Source organism: Halomonas sp. AOP25-F1-15, assembly GCF_052378675.1.
Taxonomy (GTDB): Bacteria; Pseudomonadota; Gammaproteobacteria; order Pseudomonadales; family Halomonadaceae; genus Vreelandella; species Vreelandella casei.
In genome coordinates, this window is record NZ_JBQSXV010000003.1 from 225,032 (window position 1) to 247,511 (window position 22,480).

General features: G+C 54.3%; 19 protein-coding genes and 1 pseudogene. 12 read left to right on the plus strand and 8 right to left on the minus strand.

Annotated features, from left to right (window positions below; translation table 11 throughout):
• The first annotated feature begins 1 nt into the window (after nucleotide 1).
• The 5 genes from ACT3TF_RS06960 to ACT3TF_RS06980 all read left to right on the plus strand — a co-directional run bounded on the left by ACT3TF_RS06960 (nucleotide 2) and on the right by ACT3TF_RS06980 (nucleotide 6,831).
• Nucleotides 2-271 (plus strand): EscS/YscS/HrcS family type III secretion system export apparatus protein, encoded by a 270-nt coding sequence (locus ACT3TF_RS06960; RefSeq protein WP_096277470.1) that lies wholly within the window; start codon nucleotides 2-4, stop codon nucleotides 269-271.
• A gap of 47 nt (nucleotides 272-318) precedes the next feature.
• Nucleotides 319-1,140 carry a type III secretion system export apparatus subunit SctT gene (gene sctT, locus ACT3TF_RS06965; protein ID WP_255249086.1) on the plus strand — a complete coding sequence of 274 codons (822 nt, stop codon included), beginning with the start codon at nucleotides 319-321 and terminating at the stop codon, nucleotides 1,138-1,140.
• 24 nt (nucleotides 1,141-1,164) lie between these two features.
• A complete protein-coding gene (locus ACT3TF_RS06970; protein ID WP_096277474.1) occupies nucleotides 1,165-2,214 on the plus strand; it encodes an EscU/YscU/HrcU family type III secretion system export apparatus switch protein in 1,050 nt (349 codons plus the stop codon).
• Nucleotides 2,215-2,584: 370 nt separating this feature from the next.
• Nucleotides 2,585-6,400 (plus strand): hypothetical protein, encoded by a 3,816-nt coding sequence (locus tag ACT3TF_RS06975; protein ID WP_444671864.1) that lies wholly within the window; start codon nucleotides 2,585-2,587, stop codon nucleotides 6,398-6,400.
• Nucleotides 6,401-6,621: 221 nt separating this feature from the next.
• The gene (locus tag ACT3TF_RS06980) at nucleotides 6,622-6,831 is read left to right on the plus strand and encodes a hypothetical protein (RefSeq protein ID WP_444671865.1); all 210 of its coding nucleotides are present in this window, start codon (nucleotides 6,622-6,624) and stop codon (nucleotides 6,829-6,831) included.
• Between the two features lie 125 nt (nucleotides 6,832-6,956).
• Here the strand turns inward: ACT3TF_RS06980 and ACT3TF_RS06985 are convergent, their stop codons facing one another.
• Nucleotides 6,957-7,934, minus strand: a complete 978-nt coding sequence (locus ACT3TF_RS06985) for an alpha/beta hydrolase (protein ID WP_441685397.1) — start codon at nucleotides 7,932-7,934, stop codon at nucleotides 6,957-6,959.
• Between the two features lie 80 nt (nucleotides 7,935-8,014).
• On the opposite strand from ACT3TF_RS06985, the gene ACT3TF_RS06990 reads away from it, so the two are divergent.
• The gene (locus tag ACT3TF_RS06990) at nucleotides 8,015-8,944 is read left to right on the plus strand and encodes a LysR family transcriptional regulator (protein ID WP_441685399.1); all 930 of its coding nucleotides are present in this window, start codon (nucleotides 8,015-8,017) and stop codon (nucleotides 8,942-8,944) included.
• A gap of 85 nt (nucleotides 8,945-9,029) precedes the next feature.
• Here the strand turns inward: ACT3TF_RS06990 and otnC are convergent, their stop codons facing one another.
• From otnC to ACT3TF_RS07020, 6 genes are all read right to left on the minus strand, one after another.
• The gene (gene otnC / locus ACT3TF_RS06995; protein WP_444624898.1) at nucleotides 9,030-9,677 is read right to left on the minus strand and encodes a 3-oxo-tetronate 4-phosphate decarboxylase; all 648 of its coding nucleotides are present in this window, start codon (nucleotides 9,675-9,677) and stop codon (nucleotides 9,030-9,032) included.
• Nucleotides 9,674-10,960, minus strand: coding sequence for a 3-oxo-tetronate kinase (gene otnK / locus ACT3TF_RS07000; protein WP_444624899.1), 1,287 nt, complete (start codon nucleotides 10,958-10,960; stop codon nucleotides 9,674-9,676). Before otnK ends, otnC begins: the two co-directional genes overlap by 4 nt.
• A gap of 22 nt (nucleotides 10,961-10,982) precedes the next feature.
• Nucleotides 10,983-12,473, minus strand: a complete 1,491-nt coding sequence (locus tag ACT3TF_RS07005) for a tripartite tricarboxylate transporter permease (protein ID WP_444671866.1) — start codon at nucleotides 12,471-12,473, stop codon at nucleotides 10,983-10,985.
• A gap of 55 nt (nucleotides 12,474-12,528) precedes the next feature.
• Nucleotides 12,529-13,002 carry a tripartite tricarboxylate transporter TctB family protein gene (locus tag ACT3TF_RS07010; RefSeq protein ID WP_444671867.1) on the minus strand — a complete coding sequence of 158 codons (474 nt, stop codon included), beginning with the start codon at nucleotides 13,000-13,002 and terminating at the stop codon, nucleotides 12,529-12,531.
• A gap of 107 nt (nucleotides 13,003-13,109) precedes the next feature.
• Nucleotides 13,110-14,090 carry a tripartite tricarboxylate transporter substrate binding protein gene (locus tag ACT3TF_RS07015; protein ID WP_444671868.1) on the minus strand — a complete coding sequence of 327 codons (981 nt, stop codon included), beginning with the start codon at nucleotides 14,088-14,090 and terminating at the stop codon, nucleotides 13,110-13,112.
• A 51-nt stretch (nucleotides 14,091-14,141) separates the two neighbouring features.
• A complete protein-coding gene (locus ACT3TF_RS07020) occupies nucleotides 14,142-15,566 on the minus strand; it encodes a flagellar biosynthesis protein FlgA (RefSeq protein WP_441685668.1) in 1,425 nt (474 codons plus the stop codon).
• Between the two features lie 245 nt (nucleotides 15,567-15,811).
• On the opposite strand from ACT3TF_RS07020, the gene ACT3TF_RS07025 reads away from it, so the two are divergent.
• The gene (locus tag ACT3TF_RS07025; protein ID WP_441685670.1) at nucleotides 15,812-16,519 is read left to right on the plus strand and encodes a GntR family transcriptional regulator; all 708 of its coding nucleotides are present in this window, start codon (nucleotides 15,812-15,814) and stop codon (nucleotides 16,517-16,519) included.
• Between the two features lie 36 nt (nucleotides 16,520-16,555).
• Here the strand turns inward: ACT3TF_RS07025 and ACT3TF_RS07030 are convergent, their stop codons facing one another.
• Complete coding sequence (locus ACT3TF_RS07030; RefSeq protein ID WP_192535759.1) at nucleotides 16,556-17,542, minus strand: LacI family DNA-binding transcriptional regulator; 987 nt, start codon at nucleotides 17,540-17,542, stop codon at nucleotides 16,556-16,558.
• Nucleotides 17,543-17,888: 346 nt separating this feature from the next.
• Between ACT3TF_RS07030 and ACT3TF_RS07035 the strand changes: the two genes are divergently transcribed.
• From ACT3TF_RS07035 to ACT3TF_RS07055, 5 genes and pseudogenes are all read left to right on the plus strand, one after another.
• Nucleotides 17,889-18,815, plus strand: coding sequence for a Bug family tripartite tricarboxylate transporter substrate binding protein (locus ACT3TF_RS07035; protein WP_444671869.1), 927 nt, complete (start codon nucleotides 17,889-17,891; stop codon nucleotides 18,813-18,815).
• 33 nt (nucleotides 18,816-18,848) lie between these two features.
• Entirely contained in the window at nucleotides 18,849-19,286 is a 438-nt protein-coding gene (locus ACT3TF_RS07040; protein WP_192535757.1) for a tripartite tricarboxylate transporter TctB family protein, read from the plus strand.
• A 1-nt stretch (nucleotide 19,287) separates the two neighbouring features.
• Nucleotides 19,288-20,787: a tripartite tricarboxylate transporter permease gene (locus tag ACT3TF_RS07045; protein WP_192535756.1), complete on the plus strand. Its 1,500-nt coding sequence runs from the start codon at nucleotides 19,288-19,290 to the stop codon at nucleotides 20,785-20,787.
• A 219-nt stretch (nucleotides 20,788-21,006) separates the two neighbouring features.
• On the plus strand, nucleotides 21,007-22,155 hold the full coding sequence (locus tag ACT3TF_RS07050; RefSeq protein ID WP_192535755.1) for a mandelate racemase/muconate lactonizing enzyme family protein: 1,149 nt from the start codon (nucleotides 21,007-21,009) through the stop codon (nucleotides 22,153-22,155).
• A 22-nt stretch (nucleotides 22,156-22,177) separates the two neighbouring features.
• A pseudogene (locus ACT3TF_RS07055) lies at nucleotides 22,178-22,318 on the plus strand (hypothetical protein); the annotation flags it as partial.
• Between the last annotated feature and the right edge of the window lie 162 nt (nucleotides 22,319-22,480).

Below are 22,480 nucleotides of genomic sequence, written 5' to 3' on the forward strand. Positions count from 1 at the left end.
GATGACAGAAGGCATCTTTCAGTCGTTGATGAGCGAGGCTTTGTGGACAGTGCTTCTGCTGTCAGCACCGGCGCTAGTGTCGGCGATTGTGATCGGTTTTGGCATCGGTTTGTTTCAGGCGTTGACGCAGATTCAAGATCAGTCGCTACCGCAGTCGGTCAAGGTGATTGTAATAATGCTGGTGCTGATTCTGGCGGGGCCTTTGTTGGTTGGCCAGCTTATCAACCTGACCGATCAGATATTGAATAATTTCGCGTCATGGACGCGTTAAACCAATTTTCGTCGCCACGGCAATAATGGAACACTTCCGAAGGAGTGGTGATATTGTACGATGAGCTCTCCCGCGTACTGATTGAGCAAGTCTATCCTTTGTTGGTAGCGGTCGCTATTGGTATGGCCCGCGCTTCGGGCATGATCTTAATTACGCCCGTCTTCAATCGCCTTGGCTTAACCGGTCTGATTCGTGCCGCTGTGGCCCTGACCCTATCAATTCCCATGATACTGCCTATTCTTGAGACATTGTCCGCTCTAGGAGACACAACCGCTTTCATTATCACTGGCTTGCTCTTCAAAGAGTTGTTGATCGGGGTGTTCCTTGGCATGGTGTTCGGTATTCCGTTCTGGGCGGCTGAGGTGGCGGGTGAATTGGTCGATCTGCAGCGTGCTTCGACCATGGGGCAATTGCTCGACCCGAGCGGCGCCACGCAGTCCAGTGTTACTAGCACGCTCTTAGTAATCATGCTAGTGGCACTATTTTTTGGTAGTGGCGGCTTCTTAGTACTGCTCGATGGTTTTTACAACAGCTATACACTATGGCCTGTGGATTCTTTCATGCCTGCTTTGGACATTCGGACAGCCCTGGCGATGCTTGGCTTTCTGGATCAGGTGATGCGAGTCGGCTTGCTGATGGTTGCACCGTTGGTCATCGCCATGCTGGTGGCCGATCTGATGCTTGCCTACCTGGCGCGCATGGCGCCTACTCTCAACATGTTCATCTTGTCGCTACCGATCAAGAACCTGTTGTTCACCTTTCTGATAGCACTCTACTTGGTATTCTTGGTGCCCCAGATGTTTGGCGAATTGGGAATGCTAGACGATTACTATCGGCGCTTCGCGTCATTGGTCGGCTCCATGCCATAGCACCGCCCTTTTTAGGAGTCTGCAATGAGTGAGCAGCCAAGCGAGGAAAAGTCTCTCCCCGCATCGGATAAAAAGCTTCGCGATGTCCGCTTGAAAGGGCAAGTGGATAAGAGTAGTGACATGGTAACTGCCGTCACTATGCTGGGCTGCACCCTCTACTTACTCGCCAGCACTGGGATGATTGAGGCTCGGGTACGTAGTCTCATCACTCTCACTACTCGGCTCTACCTAGAGCCCTTTGACACCGTGTGGCCACGGCTAGTGGCTGCAGGAGTCGAAGTTCTGGTGTACTCGATACTGCCGCTGATCGTTATCACCGTTGTCGCCGCAGTCCTGACCAACATCCTCATCATGCGCGGCATGCTGTTCTCTGTTGAACCTATCAAACCAAAATTCGAACACATTAATCCCGCCGCTGGGGTCAAACGGATTTTTTCTGCGCGCGGGATTATTGAGTTTTTCAAATCACTGCTCAAACTTGTCACACTTGGTGTCGCTTTCGTTGTGGTGTGTCGGCTAGGGTTGCAGGCTCTAATGGAGTCGGCTCGTTGTGGTATCGGTTGCCTTGAGGGTATATTTCTGGCCCTGCTCAAGCCGTTGGTAATTACTGCCCTGGTTGTATTTTTAGTGGTTGGATTGATCGACGTGCAGATGCAGCGCTGGCTGTTTCGACGTGATCAGCGCATGACGCGCTCCGAGCAAAAGCGTGAGCGTAAAGATATAGAGGGCGATCCGGAAATCCGCAAGGCGCGTCAGCGGCAGCGCCGCAGCACTCATGGGGCCTCAACGCGTACCGGGATAGAGCAGGCGTCAATTATGATTGGTGCCGAAGGCGACTGGTTGGTGGGTATCCGCTACGTGCGTGGCGAGACGCCGGTGCCCGTGGTGGTTTGCAGGGCGGCACCTGAAGATTCTGCTTTGCTGCGACGCAAGGCAGCGGAATGCCAGCTGACTGTTGTGGAAAACCGCGAGCTGGCCGGCCGGATCGGTAGGCGTGCCGGTAACGGCGAACCGGTCCCGGGCGATGCTTTTCAGTCAGTAGCCGACATTTTGGTTGCAGCCAAGCTTATTTAGTGAGTCTTGACCGGCGCTCTTCAGTGGCATGTCTCGGCTCACTTCAGCGATGCGTGATTATTCTGGTGTGTGGCGACGCTGAACTCAGTAACGTCGCTACTGAATCGGGCTGAGCCCGGACAATATATTGCATATTGCGTTTTCAAAAACTTTAGCTACGCTTAAATATAAGAGTTTACAAGCTTTAAATAAAAATGATCAACATACTCAGTGGTGACTCATTTGATCGGAAAAAGCGGCCATTGGTCATAGCCACAGCGGCTTTGAGCTTTTTAGCAGAGCGCTAGTTGCGTTTTTGTCATGAGTCATTTAGCAGGTCGCGTTGCCTACAGCTGATTTTGCATCTTCACAAAATTTAGGACTATGTAATATGTCTACTGCAATCGGATCCACAAGCAACTCGCAACGGCTCTCTAATGCACTCGGCGACGAAAAGTCCGATCGGCCCAAGTTCTCACAGTTTTTAGAGGGGGCCAAAGAGCCCTCTGACTCTGCCTCGCGTTTGCCGTTTAACAACGTTTCCTTTGGCAGTCGCGAACCAGAGAGTGAGGTGAGTGACAAAGGGCAGGAGATGCTAGATGAATTGGTCGGCGATGATAGCGAGTATGCCCCGTACATGGATGGAAAGCCGGAGCTTGTGACCGAAGACAAGCTTGTGTCCAAAGATAAAGTTGAGTACGTCAGTCAAGAATATGTCGGCGGTGGAGGCGTCACCCTATCTTATTGGTTTGATATGCTTGAGGTCAGAACCGAGAATGGCGATAAGTTTTTAGTGCAGAAAGACATTACACCGGAACTCTATGAACAGGTTAAGTCGGTCATGGACGGTGGTGACACAGACCGGCTGGGCAAAGACAATGACTGGGCGGATGCGGATATTCCGGACGATGATAAAGATTGGTTATCGACCAAAAGCAATCAAGACTTTGAGATTATAACCCCCAATTCCGATGTGCCCATTCCGAAAAGTTTCAACGATATTTCATATTCTGACTTTGGAGACCTGGATGATATCAGTCTCGGTTTGGATTCGGGCGTCCAGATAACGCTGGATGACTCAGCTTGGACTGAGGGTGGCACACTCATCTATAAAGACAGCGAAGGAAAGCGTTTCGCTGTTTCTGAAGAGTATACGCCCAAGGTTTACGACCAAATCAAAAACCTGAAAGAGACATGGGACGAGGTGGATGAAAAAATCGGTGATGGTGATTATAAGCTGTTTTATGGCAGCGATGATTCGCCTGTACTCAGTGGTGATAATGAGGTTGACAGCGTTACGGATAAAAATGGCAATCCCGTGGAGGGGATTAAGCTCGTTACTAAAGGTGACGAGACGTACGTTGTTCTCGAATCTAAGACGCCGCATCAATTTGACACGATTACGTCCGATGCGGCCAGCCAGCAGCTAGGGGACGTCGACGATCTTTTTAAAGACAAAGATCTGCCTGCTTCAGATGAAACCGATGTAATGCAAGCGGAAACGACCGAAGATGGAAAAACCGTTGCCGAACTTTATCAAGAGTACATGAAGGAAGCGTACAAGGATGCGCCCGACGATTCCAAAGAGGCTAAGTATCTTCGCTTAATGGAAGCCCAAGGGATGCTGCAAGGCAATTTTCAATACCTGCCTTATAATACAGGGTACGGGCAGTATGGGGGGTCTGATACTGATTATGCCGAGGAAATGTCCGAGCTCAAAGCTGCCGATGCGCGTGGCATGCTTGATGAAGAGGCGTTAGGCAATGAGTTATCTGATCTGATGGCTGATGAAGACATCATGGCCGATAGTGAAGATTTTCTTGAAAAAGCCGTTGATAAGATAAAAAACAAGGATGAACTGGAAGATAAAATTGCCGATAGCATGCTGGATGATGACTACATCAAGGCTCTTGAAGAGCTAAAAGAGGACGGTAATGTCGACGGTGCTGCGACCCGCTTCGCCAATGATATGCAGAGCCTTCAAATGCTCAGCCCGGATCGAGCCGAAGAAGTACAAAATACGCTAAAATTCCAAGATGCGATCGGCGGGCTCAACGACATTTTTGAGGGTGGCGCCGATGCCGTGGGTGAAGATAGCCTGGGTAACGCTTCTGGAGATGTTGCTACCAGTTTGTTGCAAGGCATGGTCACCTCACTGTTTGGTACCAAGCGTGGCGTCGATATATACAACAAAATTGTCAATGGCGAGAAGGTTGACGTTAGCCCGGAAGAGCGAGAAAAACTGACAGAGATCAAAAATTCTCATAAGGCGCTGACTGAGCTGCTCGGTGATCAGTCCCGGGAAATTCTAGACACCAGTAAAAACGGAAAAATTGAATATAAGTCAATCACTGCCGATGAAATTGATCGCGCGATTGACAAGGCCAATGTGCCAACGGCTGACCGCAAAGGGGTGGCCGGTGTCCTCGGTACACTAACTAAATCGGGTGCTCTCGCCTCCGCAGCGGGTCTGACCTCTATGGTGGCGGGCATCTATAAGATGTCTGATGGCGGTTTAAACCTGGGTGCAACCGAAAATGAGCGCATAGAAGTTGCGCGCAATTTCCTTTCGCTGGTCGGTGTTACTCCCTCGTTGATCAGATTGACCGGTGAAAGCTATAAGTTACTATCCGGCCAACCCGACTTTGCTGACGCCCTGGGGCTCGATAAGAGCCTCAAAGAAAGCGTCTGGGATAAACACTTCGACACAAAGTCTTCTCCTACGCCACCGAGCATTCCCGATCATCTACCTACAATGGATCTAGGTGAGTCATTCTCTACCAAGGATGTGTGGGAAGAAGTCAATAAAAATCAAAGCCACTCGGTCGATTCTATTGATAAGGCGATTTCCGATATCCCTGACAAGCAGAAGGAAGAGGGAGATGACCTTCGGCAGCGCATTAACAAGGTGGCCGACGATATACGTGGGCCGAATATTCCAGATAATATTGATGCCAACAAGAAGTTCCAGTGGGCGGGGGGCGCGCTGAATGTTCTGGGCGGGATGGCGGATGCGGGTGGGGGCGTGCTTGATATCGTATTAGGTGCAAGAGGGCTGGAAAAACTATCCAACAACGGCGGCGAGCCCATCGAGTTTGCACAGAAGAGCCTGCAGGTGGGAGCTGGCTCTTTCTCTACCACCATGGGGTTAGCGTCGGCCGCGTCCGGCTTCGGCATTGGCCCACAGATTGCTACCAAGATAGCCGCTGTAACCGGTCTTGCGGGGGCAGCACTCGGCTTCATTGGGGCGATCTTATCTGGTGTAATGTCGGCACTTGCGGATAAGAAAAATGCGGGTGTCACGGAACGTATCAAAGAAGTATTTGAAGATTTGTCTGCGGACGGCGTCACGGAAGATGACTGGGGCGATAAGTTCAACTTCGCTATCCACACCGAGTACAGTAAGTCCGTTTACCATGAAGGTAAAATCGATGCGGTCTATGAAAGCTGGTTTCCAGAAGACACCCCCACTTGGGAGGCGCAGCCCGAAGTGTATGAGGAGTTCACCGAAAAAGTGGCCGACAAGGGGCATATTAGCGAGGGTTGGTTGCGAGATAGCTTTGACGACCTTGTGATGCACGAGTACGGTGAAGAGTTTTATGACGAACACAGAGACAAGATTGAACTCATTAGCCGGAAATGGACTGATTGGGACGGTTCAGACGATATCGTCAGCCGAAAAGATCTTGAAAAACTCCTAGAAAGTGACGATACGACAAAAGAAGAAAAAGAGGCCATCAACCTTCTGCTGGAGGATGATGGCTTTTTTGAAGTGCTGGATTATTTCAGCCTGTTAGGGGGAAGCAATCGAGGATGGAATGCCGGCAGTCATAAAGGTTCAGATGATAGAATTAGCAGCAGGGATCTCAACGAGTGGCGCCATACGTGGATAGACAAGAAGTATGATGAGTACGTTGAAGAAAGCTTTGGCGAGAAATTCTACAAAGATAATGCTGACAACATAGAATATATCAGTGAACGATGGACTAAGTGGGACGGGTCGGATGACGTCGTAAGCAGGAATGATTTGGAAAAACTTCTAGATAGCGAAGACACGCCGAAAAAGGATAAAGACGTTATTCGCTGGCTGCTTGAAGAAGAAGAAGGCTTGTTCAGCATTCTTGACACTTATCATAAGGGTGGCGATGAAGATGACAAGATAAGCAGTAAAGATCTGAATAAATTTCGAGAAGACAGAATGGCATAAATGCGAGTAGCGCTGAACATTAGTGCTTAGAACGTTGTATCACTTCACACTCTACGCAAAAGTTAAGTGACACATGGTCCAATCAACTTTCAATTTCGACGCTGCTTTTTTCAGGAGCAGCATCTATTGGAATGCAACACTGCCAAGCAGTAAGGCGGGCGCAAGCGGGGTGACCTTTCCCCTAGATTACCCGAGAAGACAGCGCGAAACGATAGGGCGGCGTGTTGAACCGCTTAGCGTCAACGTTCTTCGCGGTCTTCTTGAAGAGTCGTGTGGAAACGGGGAGTTACTCTACGTTAGTGCGTACCCGTGATAGCCAAAGCTTCAACCGACTGCACGCCGAACAGTTGCTTTACCTGCCCGGCGTGCGCCAGATTCGCTCGTTTATGGGGCTACGCGAGGTGGTGTCGACCCATAAGGTGCCGATTTAGTCTCTTGGAAAGCGAGCTTCCAGGTTTTGACTTCTGCTGTCGGATCATGGTTGGTCAACAGACGATTGTTTAGGCACCTGCTGGTCCTGCTGGTAGAGAAGGGCTCAGCAGTGATCGCCTAACCATTAGGCCATGTGCTCGCGGAACCAGTCAGCGGCATGGCCGACAGTGCGATCGACGACGTCCGGCTGTTCGTAGTACTGGAAATGATTGGTGTCGTTTTCCCAGATTAGTTTTTTGTCCGGGGTCGGAATCGAATCGAAGTGCCGCCGCGCCGCCGCCGGGTTCATGCACAGGTCAGAATGTATGACAAGTGCCGGTTTGTTGAGCTTTGACACGCCGGGCACGGTGGTGTAATCGAAGTGATCTAGGTCGCTCATGATCGCGTAGCGGTTGTCCCATCCCTTGAGTGTCCAGGGTCCGTACCAACTCCAGACCAGTGGGCCGGGCAACCCCGCTTCCGAGCCAGTCACCGGGTCACCGAGATCGGGAGATACGAGTGGTTGATATATGACCTCGCCAGTAGCCTCGAAACGGGCTTTGGCATCGCGTGCACGTTCTAGCCGTGCTGCCAGCAGCACTTCCAACTGTTCGGTTGTCGGTGCAGTTGCAGTGTCGAACGGATTTTCGGTGACCCCAGCGGCGATCATGAACAGATCGGTTTCGCGATCACGGTAGTAGCCGGTTACCGATGCAACGGCCTTGACCCGCTCTTCATAGGAGGCAATGTCTAGCATTTCCGGGCCGCCTTGACAGATGCCGAGCAAGAAAATTTGTGTTGGGTCGACGTCAGGGCGCGTTAGCATGTAGTCGAGTGCTGATATGACGTCTTCGTTCTTCATTTTTGGGTTTTCGAGCCGGCGCGGAGTGCCGCCGCTCTCACCGACAGTGCGCGGGTCGAAAGCGAGTGCCATGAATCCTTCGTCGGCTAGCCGAGTGGCGTACTGGGTCGGGGCTTGCTCTTTCTGGAAGGAGTACGGTCCGAGCACTACGACCGTGGGAAACGGGCCGTCGCCTTTGGGGCTATAGAGGACGCCAACCACATCGTCACCGTGCGAAGAAAAGGTTACTTTTTCGGGGGCATAGTTGCCGTGGATAGACATAAAATCACTCCAAGTTGTCGACTTCCCAAGTCTATGGGATGCTCATTGTCTCTACAATCTCGCCAATGTTTGATACCGCAATGAAAGATACTCATCAATTGAAGGGCGCTGATCTGTTTGCGCTCACCGTATTCCTTGCTGTAGCGACTCATCGCAGTTTCCGTGCGGCTGCCCTAGCGCTGGATGTGACACCCTCGGCGACCAGCCATTCGGTGAAGACGCTTGAGCGGCGGCTAGGTGTTAGGCTGTTTAACCGGACAACACGCAGCGTCTCCCTAACGGATGCCGGGGAACGGCTGGCCACGAAACTCCAACCGGCGGTCTCATCAATCACAGAGGCTATGCAAGAGATCGACGACTTTCGAGATACTCCTAGCGGTACCGTGCGGATTAATGCCAGTGAAGGTGCAATTCGCATGGTTTTACGCCCAGTGTTGGCGCACTTTTTACGCAGTTTCCCGCAGGTGCATCTCGATATCGTCAGTGATGGGAGACTGGGCGATATTATTGATAATGGCTTTGATGCCGGTATTCGCTTGGCGGAAGCGGTACCCTTGGACATGGTCGCGATTTCTCTCACGGACACAGTGCGATTTGCCGCCGTCGCATCACCGGATTATTTCACTGCTCGAGGCCGTCCTGTTGTGCCGCAGGATCTGTATCGCCACGATTGCATCCGTTTCCGCTTTGAAGGCGGTGCGATCTACCGTTGGGAGTTCGAGCACGGCGGCACGACCGAGGCTATCAATGTGACGGGGCCTTTGACGCTGACAGACCAGCAGCTGATGGTTGACGCAGCAATCGATGGTATTGGAATTGCCTTCGTGCCTGACCACCTGGTGGTTGAGGCTCTGCGCGAGGGCCGACTCGAACGTGTGTTGGACGAATGGTGCCCGTCCATTCCGGGCTTGCGTCTCTACTACCCGGGGCATCGCCATATCTCGGCCGGCCTGCGTGCGCTGATTGATATGATCCGCCAGCACCCAGCGCTCGTTGCACGGGTGGAATAGGTTGAGGTCGTACGCTGCCCGGCGTGCGCCAGATTCGCTCGTTTATGGGGCTACACGAGGTGGTCTCGATCGATAAGGTGCCGATTTAGTCTCTTGGAAAGCGAGCTTCCAGCTCAGCGACTTGCTTCGGCGTTAATCCCCGTGGATTTTCACCGCGAAGTAGCAAGAAAAGCTTGGCAGTCTCTTCTAACTCTTCCGTGGCGTAGACTGCCGCTTCCAGATTCTTGCCGGCCACTACCGGGCCGTGGTTGGCGAGCAGCACTGCGCTGTGTTTGCCCGCTAGACCACGCACGGCATCGCCCAGCTTGGGATCGCCGGGGATGTGGTAAGGCACCAGCGGTAGCTTGCCCACGCGCATAACGTAGTAGGCGGTGAGAGGTGGAATGCAGTCACACGGATTCACTTCCGGCAGGCACGAGACCGCCACCGAATGGGTGGAGTGCAGATGTACAATCGCACCGGACTGCGGGCGCTCTGCATACATCGCCATGTGCAGAAACTGCTCTTTAGTGGGCGTGTCGCCGCTGAGTAACTGGCCGTGTTGGTCCAAGTGAGAAATTCGCGCCGGATCCAATCGCCCCAAACAGGCATTAGTGGGCGTCATTAGCCAGCCGCCATCGGCTAGCCGTACGCTGATATTGCCGCTGGACCCCATGGTCAGACCACGATCAAACAGTGATTTACCCAGCGTGCTGATCTGTTCTCGCTGAGTGTTCTGATCGTGTGTGCTCATGCCAGCACCTCGAACGCCCGGGTGAAAAAGTCCACTCCGCCAAAGTTACCTGACTTAAGCGCCAGCGAGAGCGGTCCCTCGCGGCCGGGCCAAGGCGCCTGGGTCCATGGCACGCCAGGATCGATCTGTTCACCGATGCGCAGCGTCGTGATACCCAGTGCAGAGACCACCGCGCCCGAGGTTTCGCCGCCCGCGACCAGCAACCGCCCAACGCCTTCGTTGACGAGTGTGACGGCTAGCTGGCTCAGCGCCTTCTCCACTAGTTGCCCAGCACGTTCGATGCCCAAGGCTCGCTGAGCGGCGTTAACCTTATCAGGGTCTGCCGAGGCGTAAATCAGCGCAGGGGCATTTTGCTCCAAACGCTCAAAGGCGAAAGCCAGCGCCTGCTCCCACTGTTTGTCCCCCTCAGCCAACGATAGCGGGTCAAGCGCAAAGCCGCCCTCAGGTTGGCGTTCCAGGAAATTCGCTACTTGGGCCAGAGTTGCGCGTGAGCAGCTGCCCGAGAGCACTAATGAGCTGCCTGAGGACGGCTGTAAACGGCCCGGTTCGGTAATCGTATCTAGCCAGCCTTGGGCGCGGTACTGAGCCGGTAATGCTTGTCCTAGCCCAGAGCCACCGGTGACTAACGGTAGCGATACGGTGGCTTCTGACAGCACGCTGAGATCCTGCTCGTCTAACGAGTCGCAGATCACATGACGAATGCCTTGCTCCGCGAGGGCGGATAAATGATCACGCGTTGCGTCAGCTCCTTTGGCTAGCACTGCGCGGTTGGTTAAACCCACCGGATGTGCTGTCTGGCGAGCGAGCACACGTACTAAATCAGCATCTTGCATCGGTGTTAGCGGGTGATGCTGCATCCCGCTATCGTTGAGCAAGCGATCGCCTACAAACAGGTGCCCTTGATAGACCGTGCGGCCGTTAACCGGAAACGCCGGCACCATGACGGTCTGAGACGCCCCTAAGGCGTCTAGCAGCGCATCGGCCACCGGGCCGATATTGCCCTGGTCGGTGGAGTCAAACGTTGAACAGTACTTAAAGAACAGCTGCTTGGCGCCCTGCTCACGTAGCCAGGTGAGGGCCGCCAGTGAGTCGGCGACGGCCTCGTCTGGCGGGCAGGAACGCGATTTCAGCGCCACCACCACGGCATCGACGTTGGCAAGGTCGAGCGCTTGCTGCGGTACGCCGATCACCTGCAGACAGCGCATGCCGCCGCGCACTAGATTATTGGCGAGGTCGGTAGCCCCGGTGAAGTCGTCTGCAATGGCGCCTAATACGATTGTCATACGTCGCTTCCGTCGTCAGGGTTCAGGGCGTGGCGGCTTTCAGGCGCGCGCGCTTAATTAATGGGGTGATGACTGTCACCGCAAGCAACAGCGCCGCGATAGCCAGTAGGGTGGCACTGATCGGGCGAGAAAAGAAGATTGCAATATCGCCCTGTGACATTGATAGCGCTCGGCGTAGTTCGCTTTCTGCTATCGGCCCCAGCACTAAGCCCAAAATGATAGATACCAGCGGGAATTTGAGTTTCTCAAGCAGATAGCCCATCACGCCAAAACCGAGCATCAGCCAAACATCAAACATCGAGTTGCGCACTGAGTAGGTGCCCACAATACAGCACATGATGATAATCGGGCCAAGCGCGGAGTAGGGCACGTTCAACAGTTTAGTGAACAGAATGATAAATGGCTTGGAAAATAGCAGGATCATAAAGTTGACGATAAACAGGCCAGCAAAGACGGCATAGATCAGGCTACTGTGCGTCATCATAAACATAGGGCCAGGCTGAAGGCCATGCATGATAAACGCGCCCAAAATTACCGCCGTTGTGCCACTGCCGGGAATGCCCAAAGCAAACAGCGGTACTAAGGCGCCCATGGCGGCGGCGTTATTGGCCGATTCTGGCGCGGCAATGCCTTCGGGCGCGCCTTTGCCAAATTTTTCTGGATGTTTAGACCAGCGCACCGTTTCGCTATAGCTCACCATTGCCGCCGTGCTGGCCCCAATGCCGGGCAGAATGCCGATGATCACGCCAATAATAGACGAGCGCGTTAGCGTGGTGCCGATCTGGCGCAGGATAGGCAGGTCAAAGATTTTGACTTTAACCTTTGTCAGCGGCTGATGAGTATCTTGATCCAGAGAGCGCTTCATGACCTCAGAAACAGCGAAGAGGCCCACGATCATAGGAATGAGGCCCACTCCTTCCATCAAGTTGAGATTATCAAACGTATAGCGGCTAGTGCCGGTCAGCGGGTCGATACCCACCGTGGCGATAAACAGCCCCAACGTGGCGCCAATCAAGCCATAGATAAGCCGCCCACCCAAGGATGCCACCACCGTTAGGCCTAATACCGCCAGGGCAAAATACTCCGGCGAGGAAAATTTTAGCGCCAGCTTCGCCAGCATAGGGGTAAAAATAATGAGCGCAACAGTGCCCACTAAGCCACCAATCGCCGAGCTCAGTACACCGATGCCTAGCGCTTTACCTGCCTCGCCCCGTTGAGTCATTGGGTAACCGTCAAAGGCTGTCATTACCGCCTCTGGGGTACCGGGGGCGCGGTAAAGAATGGCGGTAATGAGCCCGGAGAATACCGTTGCGCCGTAGATGGCGGTGAGCACCATAAACGCGGTCGTCGGTTCCATACCGTAAGTGACGGGTAGCAGGATAACCACCAGGATAACGCCGCTGATACCGGGCAGGGCACCGCCGATAAAGCCGATAAATACGGCAGACGTCAGTAATAGCAGGTTGAGTGGCTGCATCACCACGGCCAGCCCGCCTAGAAAATTTTCTAGCATCATTAACTCCTAGCTCAGGCAGCGATAGACGTTACCGGCATGCGAATGGGGTGTGTCATAAAGGGATGCCAAGCAGCATGACGAAAACGCCCTGCATCAGCAGCGTGGCGATAACGATGGTGATCAGCACTGTGCGCCAGGAGCGTGCCCCGAGTAGCAGCGTGCATACCAACGTGAACGCAATACTAGCGATGAGAAAACCAACGACACCGATGAGCCATGTGTAGACGATGGTCGTCGCGATCAGCCACCAGTGACGGGTGGAAGCAAACGTTAAGTTTCTGCTTTGAGGCGTCAAGGTTATTTCCTGCTCATCCTCAGCGGCCGTTCCATTGCGTTGATCCCGCCACGTTATGAAGAGCAGCGCGCCACCCAATCCAAGCAGCGCAATTAACAGCGAGAGAGGCCATACGCGCGGGCCAATAAAGGTAGAAACCTCAGCGGAGCTGGGGAACTGAAGGGTAGGCGCTAAGCTGACCAGTGCGAGAAGCACTACAGCGGAGGCAAAAACGGCAATCCTGGCGTGCATGATAAACCCCGAAGGGACAATGACGTGACGGGCATGCTAAGCGCCCGACTGTGTCAGTGAGTGTTGGAAGGCAGGCGAGTGATTCGCCTGCCTTCACCTTGCTCTATTCAGTCGTTGCTCAGTAACCGTGAGTAGAGCTCGTAGTTACGTTCAAGACGCTGGCGGTACTCATCGCTGCCCATCCAGCCATCGCGATAGTCCAAATTCACACGCTCGGCGTAAGATTGGTACTCTTCAGAGTCGTAAACACTTTTAAACGTCTCTTCCAGGCGCTGAAGAATCGGTTCTGGCGTATCCGCGTGAACAAAAATTGCCCGATCGTTGCCATCGGTTAGATCCCACTCGTGCTCTACGGTCGTCGGCACATCCGGATAGTCAGACAGACGCTCATCGCTAAACACCAGAATCGGCATCATTTGACCCGCTTCCATATAGCTCAGCAGTGGGCTCAGCGAGGTGGTGGTGGCATCAATATTATTGCCCAGAACGTTGGCCGTGGCATTGCCGGTGCTGTCGTAAGGAATGAAGTTCATGTCCAGGCCTGAGGCATCGCGTAGGGCAAGAAACGCAACGTGATCAGGGCTTGCCGTGTGTGTGCCACCCACGGTCACTTTGCCGGGGTTTTCCTTCGCATACGCCAGGAACGATTCAAAATCCGGGTAGCGCTCGGGATTAACGAACAGCGCCATCACATCTGGCTGCAGGCGCGCCACGGGAGTCAGTTGATCAAGCCCGATGGGGTTTTGCCCTGCCGCCAGTGATGTGACCAGTGTCGTGGAAGCGAAGTCCAGGGTATGCCCGTCTGGCGCGCCGTTGGCAGTACGCTGGTGGGCCAGCGCACCGGAGGCGGCGGGAAGGTTAATCACCGTAATGCGCGCACCGTCGAGGGCTTCTTCAAACATGGGGCGGACCACGCGAGCAAAGTTGTCCGTGCCGCCGCCGGCACCTGCCGCTACCAAAAACTGGATAGGCTTAGTGGGGTAGTCTGCGGCGTCGTCAGCGCTGACCGTGGTAGCGCAGCTAACCAGAGTTGCGCCGAGAGTAGCCATTTTTAGCGTGTGCTTAGTGAGCGAGAGCTTGGTAAACATGGTGTGTCTCCAGTATGTTTTTTATTGCTTTTTTAGTCCCGTGAGGGAAGGTTAGTCGAGCGTGCTAACGACAGAGGCGCTGGATGCTGATGTGTCCTGCTGAAACATCAGATCTTGCTTTTCGCGCAGTTGCTTTAACGTTGAGGCGGGTAGCGTCACGTCTGCTAGGGTAATCGGTTGATTTGAGGCAATATCGCGAATAACTTGCGCCCCGGGCAGTAGATAAAACGGTACTTTAGCGGCTGAGGACAGCGATGCCGCAGGATGAATTTCAGGACGCAGCCCTTCTATGTGCCGATGGTGGCCGCGCATCTCGAGAGATTGGCCTGCTTGAATAGGCTGCGTTGCCCGCGCCGTTAGATCAAACTTCGGCGTTGTGGCATGCCCGCCGCCGGAAGTAAGCCCATTAATGACCACGTCTAATAAAGAAATCGGTGCTTCAAGGCCCAGCAAATGACGAGGCAGATAAATCATGGCGCTGTTGCCGTTGCTGCTGAGCACATGACCCTTATCACGCAAAAGAGTCCACACGTGCGGGTCTTCGCAGCGCACGACTACAAATACACCGCCCGCAAAACTCAGCTCATCGGGGCGCCGCAGGCAGTTAAATACTTCTAGGCGTTGTAGCCCTTCCAAGACCCCGCCCTGAGCCTGTAAATCCAACAGCGAGGGTACTTCCGAGGTACGAAGCACCATTGCGTGAAACTCAGGCCGGTCCGGGCTTAGCCCTGTGGCATTGGCAACGTTGACCATTTCACATAGGTCGGGGACTGAAATTTGCGGTATTGCGGCCAGCATTTTGCCCCGTGCCGCCACTACCTCGCGCTCACGGCCTGCCGGTAGCTCCCAAAGCTCATGCAAGTCTGGGGCTGAAAACGGCGTGCCGTTACAGGTGACGGTGCCACTGGCTTCATCCCAAATGAAGTCATATTCGCTGCTTTTGCCGGCAGCAATAATTTCAAAGCCAAGCGTGTCGGCCCACGTTAGTAAGCCAATGAGCAGGCTAGGCTGGTCACCGTCTAACGGCGTGAACAAACGGCCTTGTTGATAGGCTAAGCGTGTTAAGTAGGGCCCCACGACTGACTCAGTCTCTTTGGTCGCGATGCCGACATGCTTTCCGGCGAGCAGGGCGGCTTCTGCAAAGCGTGCACCCACATCGGGAATACCGGTTGACTCGACTAAAATATCGAAAGGCAGCTCTTTAACGGCGTCAAAAGAGGCCGCTGCGATAAAATAGCCCTTTTCCCATGCGCGCTGAGCGTCTTGCTCAGAATGGCATACCATTATTTTTTCATTCGAAATTCCCGCATGAAGCAAGGCCTCCGCGGCTTTTTCAGGATTAATGTCGATAGCAATACGCGCCGACAGTCCCTTCATCTGACGTGCCTGACGCAGCACTCCTCGGCCAAAGTCGCCTGCACCCGCAATGCAGGCCTCCACTACCTTGTCTGTTTGAAAATGTTGTAAGTAGTTCATAAGGTGCGGGTATTCCCTTTGCCGAACGGTCTGCTATGGCGGACGCGTGCTTGTGTAAACGTGCTATCGCGACCAGTAACGCGATACTTATGTGTGTGGAATGTAGTGGTATACCATTTTGGAGGTCAATTGGTGGGTGCTTATACTTTGGTCTTGCAATGCGTCTTGTTATATTTATCTGTTTGATATTTATGAATTAAAAAAATGGCTAATAACGCCATTTAATTTGTAAGGAATATTTTGGTATGCCATTCTTGGCGATTGCTTACTACGTGAATACGCCCATGCAGGAAACAGCCCAGCCGCACTCGCCAGGTCTTGTCGAAAAAGTCGCGCACTACTTGCGCGAACATATCGTCATGGATCATTTTCAGCCAGGGCAGCGTTTGCCCGAACGAACATTGGCAGTTGAGCTTCAAGTTTCGCGCACGCCACTGCGGGAGGCGTTAAAAATCCTGGCGGCAGAAGGGCTGGTGGTGATCTCACCTAATCGAGGTGCGGTCGTCGCGGAGGTCAGTCCCGCCGACATGCAGGAAAAGCTTTATGTATTGAGTGTGCTTGAGCAAGCGGCGGCAGAGCTTGCCTGTGTTTCCGCCACCGATGATGATTTGGCCGAACTGCAGGCGCTGCACTTTGAGATGAAAGCAGCCTTTTTGCGGCGTGATCAGCAAAACTATTTTCGACTCAATCAGGAGATACACAACAGAATTGTGTCTTTGTCGAATAACGCAACGCTGATCGATATGCACGGCACGCTTAGCCGCCAGCTCTACCGAGTGCGCTACCTTTCCAACGATAAAAAAGAAAAGTGGGCGAAAGCGATGGAAGAGCATGAAGCGATTATGTCGGCACTAGAGGCGCGGGATGCCGTGAAGGTGGGGCAGGTACTGCGTCAACACTTAGCAAAAACATGGATGAAATACGCGAACGGAGAAGTTTTGCCACTGATCTAGATGCCAAAAAAGACAGGCTAAGAAAAATATGAAAGCTCAAGAGCTCTCTCTAACGATGAGCCTTACACCTAGATCTATTCTTGTTTCCGTATTAGTGGAGTCGTTTCCCCTAAGTCTTGTAAGTAACAGTCGCGCGGTATGATTACCAATCTCCTGCCGGGGAGGCTCCACCGTCGTCATTGGTGGGAGAGTGCTGCCAGTGAAATCTTGGTTGCCAAAACCTACGATCGCTAGCCGCTCGGGTATTGACCAGCCTTGCCGCTGGCATTCAAGCATTGCACCAAGCGCGACCATATCATTAGAGCAGAACAAAGCTTGGGTTTCAGGGTGTTCATTGATCAGGATCCTCAGCAGCTTGCCTGCCTCTGCTGTATTACTTCGCCCGACAAGTTCGCGAAGCTCCACGGAACCGCCAGAAGCAACGACAGCGTCTCGAAAACCGAGATAGCGTTCATTTGCGCGAATGTCGCGATGAAAATTAGTGCTTAAAAAAGCCATGTTTTGGTAGCCGTTACGTATGAGGTGCTCTGCCACTAGACGGCCGCAGGTACGATGTGAAAAGCCCACGACCATGTCCAACCCTTCTTGGCCGTAGTCCCACATTTCAACGATTGAAATATCGCTTTTGGTGAGCAGCGAAACCGATTTTCGGCTATGCGAGAACCCCGTCAATACAAGTCCGGAGGGGTTCCAGCTTAGGATCGAGCGAATCAGTTCTTCTTCTCGTGAGGCGTCGAATTCCGTATTGCCTATCAACAGCTGATAACCTGCAGCGCGTAGGCTCTTTTCAAGCGTCTCAAGGGTTTCGGAAAAAAATGAGAAGGTGATCGTGGGAACGATCACCCCGATGATATTAGAGCGCGACGAAGCTAGGCCGCCAGCCATGGTATTGGGGAGGTAGCCTAACTTATCGATTGCCGACTGAATACGCTCGCCCCTGCGAGTAGAGACCTCGTCGGGGCGACGCAAGTAGAGAGATACAGTACTTGGTGAGACGTCCGCAAGCTGGGCGACCTCACTCATAGTGGCTCGTTGTGAAATTTGTCTGCGCTTTCTCACTATCCTCTCTTCCCGTTTTCTTTGTAAAACAGCTCATTGAATTCGTTTTGCCAGCCCTCGCATGGTACCTCACACCAAAGAGAACGTATCAATAGCAGTATTAACGCTGACCTGTGGTTGTCCAAAGTTGGCTAGCTGTTCGACTAAAGAATTGGTCGAATAGTATTGACTCTTCTCACTGTAGCGTTAGGATTTGAATCGTAGCGCTACGATTATAGCGAGTTAATAACAAATATTTAATCCTAGACTTTAAAATAGTTGATGCTCCAGAAAAAAATACAATTTCGTAGCGATACGAAAAGGAGAAAAAATGAAATCCATACGCCATTCTTTGACTCTGCTGATGTTCGTTGGAGCCTCTCAAACCGTTCAAGCCCAAACATTAGATATAATTGTTCCATTCGCCGCCGGCGGTGCCACCGACATCGTGGCACGTAGCTTCGAGCCAATATTTTCCCAGCAGCTGGGTGTGACCTCTGTCGTGCGCAACGTGGCAGGAGCCAGCGCTACGGTGGGAACTGCCGAAGTGGCTAATAGCGAAGGCAATCCCAATATCATCGGCTATGAGCCAGCCGGCGCGCTGTCGATTCAGCCGTCGATGAAAGTGCTGCCCTACGGGCCGGATGACTTCACTTACATCTGCCGCACCGTTTCCAACCCGATGTTCCTGATGGTTTCGCCATCGTCGGACGTCGAGTCTTTCGAACAGCTGGTCGAGGGTTCCCAGGAATATCCCTTCCTGTATGGTTCATCCGGTCCCGGCACGCTGCCGCACCTGGCCATGGCGGCACTGGTCGTCAATAGCGATCTGCAAGCGGAGCACGTGCCTTACAGTGGCTCCGGGCCGGCGATGAACGCGCTGGCGGGCAACGAAATTCAAGTCATTGCCGATACCGAGACCATTCTCGAGAGCTACGATCTGCGACCGCTAGCGGTATTCGCTGAACAGCGAGTTGAAGGGTATCCAGACGTGCCAACCATGGCCGAGCTTGGCCTGCCGGAGATGGACTTTGCTGTCTGGCAGGGCATCGTGGCGCCGAAGGGCATTTCCGATGAGCGAGCCCAACAGTATGCCGATGCTTGCAAGGCGACACTGGAGTCCGAGCGCTTCATGACCTTTGCCGATCGGGCCAAGGCCGGCATCGCTTATCTCGGGCCAGACGAGTTCAAAGCTTTCGTGCAGCAACGCTTTGAGGCCAACAAACAGGTTCTCGAGGATGCCGGACTGGTTCAGTGATCTCGATAGCCGATCCATTTCAAGGAGCACTCTATGCCTGCAACGTTGTTTCAACCCCGTGTGCTGATCGCACTGGTGCTGCTGATAGCCGGCTGTGCGCTGTCGATCAGTGCTTGGCAGGGGCCGGCGGATGCCATGCTGATGCCGCGGATCGTGCTGGCGCTGTGGTGCACGGTGGCGCTATTCGTATTAATCGGGGAGGTCGTAAGCCGGCTGTCGGTAGAAACAATGACATTTTCGCCGTTGCTGCTATTGATGGCCGCCGTCCTGACGTCGGCCATCGCCACGGCATGGCTGGGTTTTGTGATTTCGGCGTTGCCTGTGGTCGCTTTGACGCTATGGCTGTTTCGCATCCGCCGGCCCTTACCGCTGGTATTGGGCACATTGGTGATCGCCGGTGGGTTGTGGTTTTTGTTCCACCACGTACTGCTGATCCGGCTTCCGGCCATGTTGACTAGCGGGGCAATTTGAGATGGATATGATTCTGGCGGCCATGGGCGATGCCTTTACCTGGCAAGCGCTGCTGGCCATTGTGATCGGCACCTGGGCGGGCATCATCATTGGTGGTTTGCCCGGTCTGGGCTCCGTGGTCGGGCTGACGATCTTTTTGCCGTTCACTTTCGGCATGGACGTCATCACCAGCATGGCGTTGCTGATCGGTGTCTACTGTGGCTCGGTCTACGGTGGGTCGATTACCGCGATCTTGATCAATACGCCGGGCACGCCACAGTCGGCGGCGACCACCTTCGATGGCTACCCGATGACCCAGCAGGGTCGCGTCGACGAGGCGCTGGGCTGGGCGACGTTCGCATCGTTCTTCGGCGGCGTGCTCTCCTGCGTGCTGTTGATCTTTTGCGCGCCGCAGCTGGCCAAATTCGCGGTCAACTTCGGCTCCATCGAGGTGTTCGCGCTGGTGTGTCTGGCCATGCTATGCATCGTCGGTGTTTCAAAGGGCAGCACGCTCAAGGGCCTGCTCTGCGGGATGATGGGTTTTTTCTTCTCCATGGTCGGCAGCGATCCGATTACCGGGGTCGACCGCTTCACCTTTGGCCAATACGCGCTCAGCTCCGGGCTAACGCTGATTCCCGTTGTGGTCGGTGTCTTTGCGCTGTCGGAAGTGTTCATACGCTTTGCCGATCGCGACGACGAAGCCGCCCAAATACCCGAAGCCAAACTGCGATTCCCCACGCTGCCTCAAATCGTACACCGCCTGGTCGAGCTGTTGCGTGGCTCGTTCATTGGCAGCTTCATCGGTGCCTTACCTGGGACTGGCGCCGCCGCTGCGGCCTTCATCAGCTATGCCGCCGCTCAAAAGCTCTCTCCACGTCGGGCCAATCTGGGCAAGGGGGAGCCGGATGGCATCATTGCTTCGGAGTCTTCCAATAACGCGGTGACCGGCAGTTCGTTCATTCCCACGCTGGCGCTTGGCATTCCTGGCGATGTGGTCACGGCGATGATGATGGGTGCGATGGTGATCCACGGCATCACGCCAGGCGTGCGGTTAATGACCGATCAGGCACAGACCGTTTACGCGCTGTTTGTGGTGCTGATCCTGGTCAACGTGGCCATGCTGATTCTGAGCAAACCTTCGGTTGGTCTGTTCCGCTATCTGTTCAAGCTGCCGGCGGGCTACATCATGGGCGGCATCGTGATGTTCAGCTTCATTGGTGCCGTCTCGGTGCGCGGCAATCCGCTGGATCTGATCGTCATGGCAGTGACTGGCATTCTCGCCTACGCCCTACGTCGCGGCGGCTATCCGCTGGCCCCGCTGGTAATCGGCATGGTGCTGGGGCCGCAGCTCGAAAGTTCTCTGCGCCGGGGTCTGCTGATTTCGCGCGGTGACTTCTTCGCCTTTTTCACGCATAGCACCATCGCCACCGGACTATTCGTGCTGATCGCGCTGTTCGTGATTTGGACGCTGTGGTCTGCTTTTGCCGAATGGCGTGGAAAAGAGCGACGTGGCAAAGCTTGAGGATGCTCCCAGACGCTAGAGCTGCTAACCGGGCAGGGTGCCCAAGCAGCCTTAACGACAACACCATGCGAGTTTTCAAGCCGCAAAAGGGAAAGCCATGCTCATACAGCTCTCATTTTTCTTCTTAACCGCACCGCTCGCTGCAAGCGTGCAACGGTTCCGGTTGTCCGTTAGTAAAGTCGGTGCCTGAACCCCGACTCCCCGTTGGAGCGATTCATCATGATTATTACCGACATCAAGACCCATGTGCTGGCCGCGCCGTTGGAGCAGCCGTTCTCATTCTCCCAGGGGTGGGTGCATCAACGCACCGCCATGCTGGTGGAAATTCACACCGAAGATGGCCTGGTGGGCTGGGGAGAGTGCGTCAATCACGGTCTTCAGCCGCCGCAGGTTGCCCAGGCGATGGTTGAGCATGCGCTCAAACCGCTGGTGATCGGGCGCTCGGTCTTCGACCGTGAAGTATTGTGGGAGACGATGTACAACCAGACCCGGCCCTTCGGGCAGAAGGGCGCGGCATTGTTCGGTATTGCGGCGATCGATATCGCGCTTTGGGATTTGACCGGCAAGGCGCTGAACCAGCCCATTCATCGCCTGATGGGCGGTGCATTTCGCAAGGAGATTCGCCCCTACGCGACGGGGTTCTATCGCCGTGAGGGCGGAAAATATCCCGAGGAAGTGGTCGAAGAGGCGCTGCGCCATCAGGCCAACGGTTACCGGGCGATGAAGCTCAAAACCGGTTTCGGCATTGATGCGGATATCCGCGATATGCGCGCGGTGCGTGAAGCGGTAGGCGATGACGTGGCGCTGATGATGGATGCCAACTGCGCCTATAGCGTGCCAGCGGCGAGGCGCATTCTGATGGAACTGGAAGAGACTCGCGTGCATCTGTTCGAGGAGCCGCTGAGCCCGGAAAACCGTCATGGCTATCGTGAGCTCAAGGGGATTTCTCGCACCTGGATTGCCGCCGGTGAAAACGAGTATTCCAAGATCGGCTATCGCGACTTGATCAGCGAGGGGCTGCTGGACGTAATCCAGCCGGATCTCGGCGCTGCCGGCGGGCTCACCGAGTGCCAGAAAATCGCCGCCATGGCGCAGGCCTGGCATGTACCGTTGGTTCCCCATGTATGGGGATCAGGCGTCGGCCTTGCCGCTGCGGTTCAGTTTATCGCCAGCCTGCCGCCGCAGCCGCTCTCGCTGACCCCGGACGAGCCAATGCTCGAATATGACCAATCGGCGCATCCGTTCCGTCAGGAACTGATCGGCGGCGAGTTCCAGCTCAACGCCAACGGCTGTGTCGACGTGCTCGACAAGCCTGGCCTGGGTATTGAAATTGATCGGGCGATAATCGATCGCTACAGAATCCAATAATCTGCGCTCACAGGAGAATGTCATGAGTCAGAACTCCAAGATCTTGCTGCTGGGTGTCGACGGACTGATCCCCGAGCTCGTCGAGCGTTTCTGCGCCGAGGGCGTGCTGCCGAACATCCAGCGTCTGCGCGAAACGGGCGGTAGCACTCGCCTGCTGCCGTACATCTCGACCTGGGGTGATACCAACTTCGTCAGCTTTCTGACCGGCCAGGCGCCGGGCACCAGTTGGGTTGGCCAGCGCCAATCGCCCAGTGGTACCCGGCATCTGCTGGAGCTTATGCAGGAGGCCGGGCAACGTGCCGCGCTGGTTCATTTTCCCGAGAGC

Bases quoted from the DNA above. Each gene is read 5' to 3' on its own strand.
- ACT3TF_RS06960 (WP_096277470.1), top strand. From the start codon at position 2: ATGACAGAAGGCATCTTTCAGTCGTTGATGAGCGAGGCTTTGTGGACA.
- ACT3TF_RS07020 (WP_441685668.1), bottom strand. From the start codon at position 15,566: ATGAACTACTTACAACATTTTCAAACAGACAAGGTAGTGGAGGCCTGC.
- ACT3TF_RS06975 (WP_444671864.1), top strand. From the start codon at position 2,585: ATGTCTACTGCAATCGGATCCACAAGCAACTCGCAACGGCTCTCTAAT.
- ACT3TF_RS07035 (WP_444671869.1), top strand. From the start codon at position 17,889: ATGAAATCCATACGCCATTCTTTGACTCTGCTGATGTTCGTTGGAGCC.
- ACT3TF_RS06970 (WP_096277474.1), top strand. From the start codon at position 1,165: ATGAGTGAGCAGCCAAGCGAGGAAAAGTCTCTCCCCGCATCGGATAAA.
- ACT3TF_RS07015 (WP_444671868.1), bottom strand. From the start codon at position 14,090: ATGTTTACCAAGCTCTCGCTCACTAAGCACACGCTAAAAATGGCTACT.
- ACT3TF_RS07010 (WP_444671867.1), bottom strand. From the start codon at position 13,002: ATGCACGCCAGGATTGCCGTTTTTGCCTCCGCTGTAGTGCTTCTCGCA.
- otnC (WP_444624898.1), bottom strand. From the start codon at position 9,677: ATGAGCACACACGATCAGAACACTCAGCGAGAACAGATCAGCACGCTG.
- ACT3TF_RS07025 (WP_441685670.1), top strand. From the start codon at position 15,812: ATGCCATTCTTGGCGATTGCTTACTACGTGAATACGCCCATGCAGGAA.
- ACT3TF_RS06985 (WP_441685397.1), bottom strand. From the start codon at position 7,934: ATGTCTATCCACGGCAACTATGCCCCCGAAAAAGTAACCTTTTCTTCG.
- ACT3TF_RS07040 (WP_192535757.1), top strand. From the start codon at position 18,849: ATGCCTGCAACGTTGTTTCAACCCCGTGTGCTGATCGCACTGGTGCTG.
- ACT3TF_RS07050 (WP_192535755.1), top strand. From the start codon at position 21,007: ATGATTATTACCGACATCAAGACCCATGTGCTGGCCGCGCCGTTGGAG.
- otnK (WP_444624899.1), bottom strand. From the start codon at position 10,960: ATGACAATCGTATTAGGCGCCATTGCAGACGACTTCACCGGGGCTACC.
- ACT3TF_RS06990 (WP_441685399.1), top strand. From the start codon at position 8,015: ATGAAAGATACTCATCAATTGAAGGGCGCTGATCTGTTTGCGCTCACC.
- ACT3TF_RS07005 (WP_444671866.1), bottom strand. From the start codon at position 12,473: ATGCTAGAAAATTTTCTAGGCGGGCTGGCCGTGGTGATGCAGCCACTC.
- ACT3TF_RS07030 (WP_192535759.1), bottom strand. From the start codon at position 17,542: ATGAGTGAGGTCGCCCAGCTTGCGGACGTCTCACCAAGTACTGTATCT.
- ACT3TF_RS07045 (WP_192535756.1), top strand. From the start codon at position 19,288: ATGGATATGATTCTGGCGGCCATGGGCGATGCCTTTACCTGGCAAGCG.